Consider the following 1,485-nt stretch of genomic DNA (forward strand, 5'->3'; position numbering starts at 1 on the left):
AGCAATATCAACGAGATATGATAAGTTAGCAAGAAATTACGCCAGTATGGTATCACTGGCGTTTACTATAATGTGGCTGCCGATGTATTGCTGAATAAAATGTGTACAGCAAAGATCAACACGCCCTAGAAGAGAACCCGCACAGCGGCAATACTGCGCGGGTACTATATTACAGCGCGTCTTTTACTTTGTTCGCCACGTCATTTGGCACCCATTGGGTCCAAATATCTTCATAATTAATCAGGAAGTGAGTCATCGCGTATTCGCCATCAGCCTGGTTCTCTTCCATCCACGCCAGTAATCCATTCATTTTCGCATTGGTAAAACCGCGATTTTCGATATAAGTCATGGCCTCAGGGGCACGTTTAGCAAAGCGTTCTGTAACGACAGTCTCAACATCAGCTGCCGGATACATGGTTGCTTTCGACGTCATGCACTCGTTAGACGTGATGCATGTTTTGTAGTGATCAGCATCGGTCCCCGTTTCAAAATCCACTTTAACCATTTCGTACTTGCCTAGTACAGCGGTGGGGGACCAATAGTAACCAAACCAAGCTTCTTCACGTTCATAGGCTTTCGCAATCGAGCCTGCTAAGCCAGCCCCCGAACCCGGATCGACTATTTCAAAGCCACTGTCAGCGAGATCCAGTGCCTGGAAATTATTTTCCGAGGTAATTTGGCAGCTCCACCCAGCCGGACAACCGTAGAACGCCGACTTTGATGCGTCTTCTGGATGAGGAAAGAGGTCAGCATTGGCTTTAATGCCCGAAATGGTTTTAAGCTCTGGATACTGATTAACCATATATTTGGGGATCCAAAACCCTTCTTCGCCGCCTTCAATAAAGGCTTGGCCAGCGTAGCGAACACGTCCTTCGTCGATGCCACGTTGAAGGCCTTCACGCATCGAATTGCTCCAAAATTCGGGGGCAATATCGGGCTCGCCTTTTTCTATCATTGAGGTGCCGGTTGGCATAGTATCGCCAGGCACGAGTTCGGCATCACAGCCGTAGCCGTGCTCTAAAATAAACTGATCAATATTGGCAATCAGACTCGCTGAGTTCCAATTCATATCGGCAATCGTGACATTGCCACATCCATGATTGTCGGCACTGGCGGATGCCGCAGACAGTGTCAGTATGGCAGCAGAGAGTAGTCGTTTGTACATAGTGCTTCCCTTCTTTATTGAACATTCGTCATCAATAATATTAGACCACTAATGAAAGTGTTAGCGCTCGCTATGTGATTAATGTCCGATCAATGCGAGCTCTCCATGGTAGTGTTCAGAATTCTGTGTCATTTCGTTAGAATGGTCGAAAGAGGAATGATACATGACCGACAAGAAAATAGAACTCGATATGGAAGCTGCCCTAGAAGCGCTTCGTAGTGGCAAAGGTGTTACTGGCAAAGATGGCGTCTTAACACCTTTGATCAAACAGCTAACCGAAGCTGCAATAAAAGCTGAGCTAGACGCGCATTTAGAGGCAG

Annotated in this window: 1 protein-coding gene and 2 pseudogenes; 2 read left to right on the forward strand and 1 reads right to left on the reverse strand. The window is 46.9% G+C overall.

Translation table 11 applies throughout. The features are described from left to right. Positions 1–94: pseudogene (locus tag DZ54_RS25105) on the forward strand (IS5/IS1182 family transposase); the annotation flags it as partial. A gap of 75 nt (positions 95–169) precedes the next feature. Here the strand turns inward: DZ54_RS25105 and DZ54_RS0117235 are convergent. Further along, the gene (locus DZ54_RS0117235; RefSeq protein WP_025675463.1) at positions 170–1,165 is read right to left on the reverse strand and encodes an ABC transporter substrate-binding protein; all 996 of its coding nucleotides are present in this window, start codon (positions 1,163–1,165) and stop codon (positions 170–172) included. A gap of 163 nt (positions 1,166–1,328) precedes the next feature. Here DZ54_RS0117235 and DZ54_RS27645 point away from each other — a divergent pair. After that, positions 1,329–1,485, forward strand: a pseudogene (locus tag DZ54_RS27645) (IS256 family transposase); the annotation flags it as partial.

It is taken from the genome of Salinivibrio socompensis S35 (assembly GCF_000513715.1).
Classification (GTDB): domain Bacteria; phylum Pseudomonadota; class Gammaproteobacteria; order Enterobacterales; family Vibrionaceae; genus Salinivibrio; species Salinivibrio socompensis.